Origin of the sequence: Amycolatopsis sp. NPDC051758, assembly GCF_044453095.1 — a bacterium.
In the GTDB taxonomy this organism is placed as follows: domain Bacteria; phylum Actinomycetota; class Actinomycetes; order Mycobacteriales; family Pseudonocardiaceae; genus Amycolatopsis.
Map to the genome: position 1 here is coordinate 1 of NZ_JBITCJ010000032.1, position 5212 is coordinate 5212.

At 58.6% G+C, this 5212-nt stretch carries 1 protein-coding gene and 2 rRNA genes; all 3 read right to left on the bottom strand.

Going from position 1 to position 5212, the window contains the following annotated elements; translation table 11 throughout:
• Positions 1-2207, bottom strand: a 23S ribosomal RNA gene (locus ACIA5G_RS53780); the annotation flags it as partial.
• Positions 2208-2510: 303 nt separating this feature from the next.
• Positions 2511-4036, bottom strand: a 16S ribosomal RNA gene (locus ACIA5G_RS53785).
• Between the two features lie 709 nt (positions 4037-4745).
• A partial coding sequence (locus ACIA5G_RS53790; RefSeq protein WP_395938360.1) for a MarR family winged helix-turn-helix transcriptional regulator occupies positions 4746-5212 on the bottom strand: 467 nt, incomplete at its 5' end.

Genomic DNA, 5212 nt, shown 5'->3' on the forward strand with positions numbered 1-5212 from the left:
TCGTTACGCCATTCGTGCAGGTCGGAACTTACCCGACAAGGAATTTCGCTACCTTAGGATGGTTATAGTTACCACCGCCGTTTACTGGCGCTTAAGTTCTCAGCTTCGCCGCTCCGAAAAGCAGCTAACCGGTCCCCTTAACGTTCCAGCACCGGGCAGGCGTCAGTCCGTATACATCGCCTTACGGCTTCGCACGGACCTGTGTTTTTAGTAAACAGTCGCTTCTCGCTGGTCTCTGCGGCCACCCCCAGCTCAAGCAGCAAGTGCTATCACCAGTGATGGCCCCCCTTCTCCCGAAGTTACGGGGGCATTTTGCCGAGTTCCTTAACCATAGTTCACCCGAACGCCTCGGTATTCTCTACCTGACCACCTGAGTCGGTTTAGGGTACGGGCCGCCATGAAACTCGCTAGAGGCTTTTCTCGACAGCATAGGATCATCCACTTCACCACAATCGGCTCGGCATCAGGTCTCACCCTTAATGTGTGACGGATTTACCTACCACACGGGCTACACCCTTACCCCGGGACAACCACCGCCCGGGCTGGACTACCTTCCTGCGTCACCCCATCGCTTACCTACTACAAGTCTGGTTCATCGGCTCCACCACTACCCTCAACTCCGAAGAGATCGGGCCGGCTTCACGGACTTAGCATCGCCTGATTCAGTACTGGGCGTTTCAAAGCGGGTACCGGAATATCAACCGGTTGTCCATCGACTACGCCTGTCGGCCTCGCCTTAGGTCCCGACTTACCCTGGGCAGATCAGCTTGACCCAGGAACCCTTAGTCAATCGGCGCACACGTTTCTCACGTGTGTATCGCTACTCATGCCTGCATTCTCACTCGTGAACCGTCCACAACTCGCTTCCGCGGCTGCTTCACCCGGCACACGACGCTCCCCTACCCATCCGTACTCCCGTTGGGGATATGTGTACGAATGACACGACTTCGGCGGTACGCTTGAGCCCCGCTACATTGTCGGCGCGGAATCACTTGACCAGTGAGCTATTACGCACTCTTTCAAGGGTGGCTGCTTCTAAGCCAACCTCCTGGTTGTCTCTGCGACTCCACATCCTTTCCCACTTAGCGTACGCTTAGGGGCCTTAGTCGATGCTCTGGGCTGTTTCCCTCTCGACCATGGAGCTTATCCCCCACAGTCTCACTGCCGTGCTCTCACTTACCGGCATTCGGAGTTTGGCTAAGGTCAGTAACCCGGTAGGGCCCATCGCCTATCCAGTGCTCTACCTCCGGCAAGAAACACACGACGCTGCACCTAAATGCATTTCGGGGAGAACCAGCTATCACGGAGTTTGATTGGCCTTTCACCCCTAACCACAGGTCATCCCCCAGGTTTTCAACCCTGGTGGGTTCGGTCCTCCACGAAGTCTTACCTCCGCTTCAACCTGCCCATGGCTAGATCACTCCGCTTCGGGTCTAGAGCGTGCAACTCAATCGCCCTATTCGGACTCGCTTTCGCTACGGCTTCCCCACACGGGTTAACCTCGCTACACACCGCTAACTCGCAGGCTCATTCTTCAAAAGGCACGCAGTCACGACTGCATGTGCAAGCACATACAGCGACGCTCCCACGGCTTGTAGGCACACGGTTTCAGGTACTATTTCACTCCGCTCCCGCGGTACTTTTCACCATTCCCTCACGGTACTATCCGCTATCGGTCACCAGGGAATATTTAGGCTTAGCGGGTGGTCCCGCCAGATTCACACGGGATTTCTCGGGCCCCGTGCTACTTGGGTGTCTCTTAAACGAGCCGTTGATGTTTCAGCTACGGGGGTCTTACCCTCTACGCCGGACCTTTCGCATGTCCTTCGCCTACATCAACGGTTTCTGACTCGTCTCACAGCCGGCAGACTATGAAAAAGAGATCCCACAACCCCGAATGCGCAACCCCTGCCGGGTATCACACGCATACGGTTTGGCCTCATCCAGTTTCGCTCGCCACTACTCCCGGAATCACGGTTGTTTTCTCTTCCTGAGGGTACTGAGATGTTTCACTTCCCCTCGTTCCCTCCACACTGCCTATGTGTTCAGCAGCGGGTGACAGCCCATGACGACTGCCGGGTTTCCCCATTCGGAAACCCCCGGATCAAAGCTTGGTTGACAGCTCCCCGGGGACTATCGTGGCCTCCCACGTCCTTCATCGGTTCCTGGTGCCAAGGCATCCACCGTGCGCCCTTAAAAACTTGGCCACAGATGCTCGCGTCCACTGTGCAGTTCTCAAACAACGACCAGCCACCCATCACCCCACCTTTACAGGCGAGTTCACTGGGGCCGGCAACCGAAGGACAGACTCAAACGAGCCCGTACCCTCAGATACCCAACAACGTGCCCGACACGACCAACCCGTTCCCGTTTTCCACGCCGAAGCAGTACTAACGAAACCGTGCTCATCGTGCCGAATAGTCAACGTTCCACCCATGAGCAACCAGCACCGAACATTCGCCGGTGTACTGGCCTCTGACCAAGCGAACCTGGTAAGAAGTGCTCCTTAGAAAGGAGGTGATCCAGCCGCACCTTCCGGTACGGCTACCTTGTTACGACTTCGTCCCAATCGCCAGTCCCACCTTCGACAGCTCCCTCCCACAAGGGGTTGGGCCACCGGCTTCGGGTGTTACCGACTTTCGTGACGTGACGGGCGGTGTGTACAAGGCCCGGGAACGTATTCACCGCAGCAATGCTGATCTGCGATTACTAGCAACTCCGACTTCATGGGGTCGAGTTGCAGACCCCAATCCGAACTGAGACCGGCTTTTTGAGATTCGCTCCGCCTCGCGGCATCGCAGCTCATTGTACCGGCCATTGTAGCACGTGTGCAGCCCAAGACATAAGGGGCATGATGACTTGACGTCGTCCCCACCTTCCTCCGAGTTGACCCCGGCAGTCTCCTGTGAGTCCCCATCACCCCGAAGGGCATGCTGGCAACACAGAACAAGGGTTGCGCTCGTTGCGGGACTTAACCCAACATCTCACGACACGAGCTGACGACAGCCATGCACCACCTGTATACCGACCACAAGGGGGGCACCATCTCTGATGCTTTCCGGTATATGTCAAGCCTTGGTAAGGTTCTTCGCGTTGCGTCGAATTAAGCCACATGCTCCGCTGCTTGTGCGGGCCCCCGTCAATTCCTTTGAGTTTTAGCCTTGCGGCCGTACTCCCCAGGCGGGGAACTTAATGCGTTAGCTGCGGCACCGACGACGTGGAATGTCGCCAACACCTAGTTCCCAACGTTTACGGCGTGGACTACCAGGGTATCTAATCCTGTTCGCTCCCCACGCTTTCGCTCCTCAGCGTCAGTAATGGCCCAGAGATCCGCCTTCGCCACCGGTGTTCCTCCTGATATCTGCGCATTTCACCGCTACACCAGGAATTCCGATCTCCCCTACCACACTCTAGCTAGCCCGTATCGAATGCAGACCCGGGGTTAAGCCCCGGGCTTTCACATCCGACGTGACAAGCCGCCTACGAGCTCTTTACGCCCAATAATTCCGGACAACGCTTGCGCCCTACGTATTACCGCGGCTGCTGGCACGTAGTTAGCCGGCGCTTCTTCTGCAGGTACCGTCACTTTCGCTTCTTCCCTGCTGAAAGAGGTTTACAACCCGAAGGCCGTCATCCCTCACGCGGCGTCGCTGCATCAGGCTTTCGCCCATTGTGCAATATTCCCCACTGCTGCCTCCCGTAGGAGTCTGGGCCGTGTCTCAGTCCCAGTGTGGCCGGTCGCCCTCTCAGGCCGGCTACCCGTCGTCGCCTTGGTAGGCCATTACCCCACCAACAAGCTGATAGGCCGCGGGCTCATCCTTCACCGCCGGAGCTTTTAACCCCGTCCCATGCGGGACAGAGTGTTATCCGGTATTAGACCCCGTTTCCAGGGCTTGTCCCAGAGTGAAGGGCAGATTGCCCACGTGTTACTCACCCGTTCGCCACTAATCCACCCCGAAGGGCTTCATCGTTCGACTTGCATGTGTTAAGCACGCCGCCAGCGTTCGTCCTGAGCCAGGATCAAACTCTCCGTGAATGTTTACCCGTAATCGGGTGCACACATCACGAGAGCGGAACAACCGGTCGGAATAAGACCCGTTGTTCTCAGCGTCCTCGCTGTGTAATTGCCTGCCGCCACCCACAAGGAGCGGAACGACAGGACTTTCAAAGGAACCACCAACCTGCCGAAGCAGGCCGGGGTATCAACATATCTGGCGTTGACTTTTGGCACGCTGTTGAGTTCTCAAGGAACGGACGCTTCCTTCGGTCCCGTTTCACCGGGGCCCTCCGGGCGCTTCCCTTCGTTTTCTTCTTTGTCTTGCTGTCTTGCGTTTCCGACTCTATCAGACTCTTTCGTGTCCGATTCCCGGTCGAAGCGGGTCTCGCATTCGCCTTCCAGGTCCTTCGCTTTCGCGTTTTCCCTTTCCGGCGAGTCCGACTCTATCAGATCCTTTCGGGCCTGATTCCCAGTCAGCGGGGCTTGTCCTCCCGGCTGTTGGGCCGTTCCGACGCTCAAACTCTAGCGGATTCTCCCGGCGGCTCATAATCGGGCCTTCGTAATGAATTCCGGCATGCCGAAATCATCCCGAGTGGGAGATCGTGCTGAAGTTTGGTTGCCGCGTCCGCGGCGGGATCGGCTGCCGCGGAACCGTTCCGGCTCCGTGACAACTCGGAGAACTTTACGGATCCACCAGGGGTGTGTCAACCCTCCCCCGGTGGCCTCCGCAGGGCCTCTGTCCTGGCCCTCAGTCCAGGTCGGTGAGCCGGCCGCCGGCGTCCGGCTGGGCGTGCTCCACGCGGCGCAGGAGGCGGACCAGCAGCTCGCCGAGGACACCGCGTTCGTCGCCGGACAGGTCCTGGAGGAGGTCCTCCTCGAAGTCGCTCGCCATGCGCATCGCCTCGAGCCACTTCGTACGGCCTTCATCGGTCAGCTCGACGATGACGCGGACCCGGTTGTTCTCGTCGCGGTCACGGGTGACCAGGCCTTCGCCGGCCATCCGGTCGATGCGGTGGGTCATGGCGGCCGGGGTGAGGCCGAGGCGCTTCGCCAGTTCACCGGGGCCCAGACGGTAGGGAGCGCCGGCCAGGACCAGGGTCTTGAGGACCTCCCACTCGGCGTTGCTGATGCCGAGCGCGGCGAGCTGTCTCCCGTACGCGACGTTCATCCGGCGGTTCAGCCGGCCCAGCGCGGAGACGACCTGTTCGACCTGAG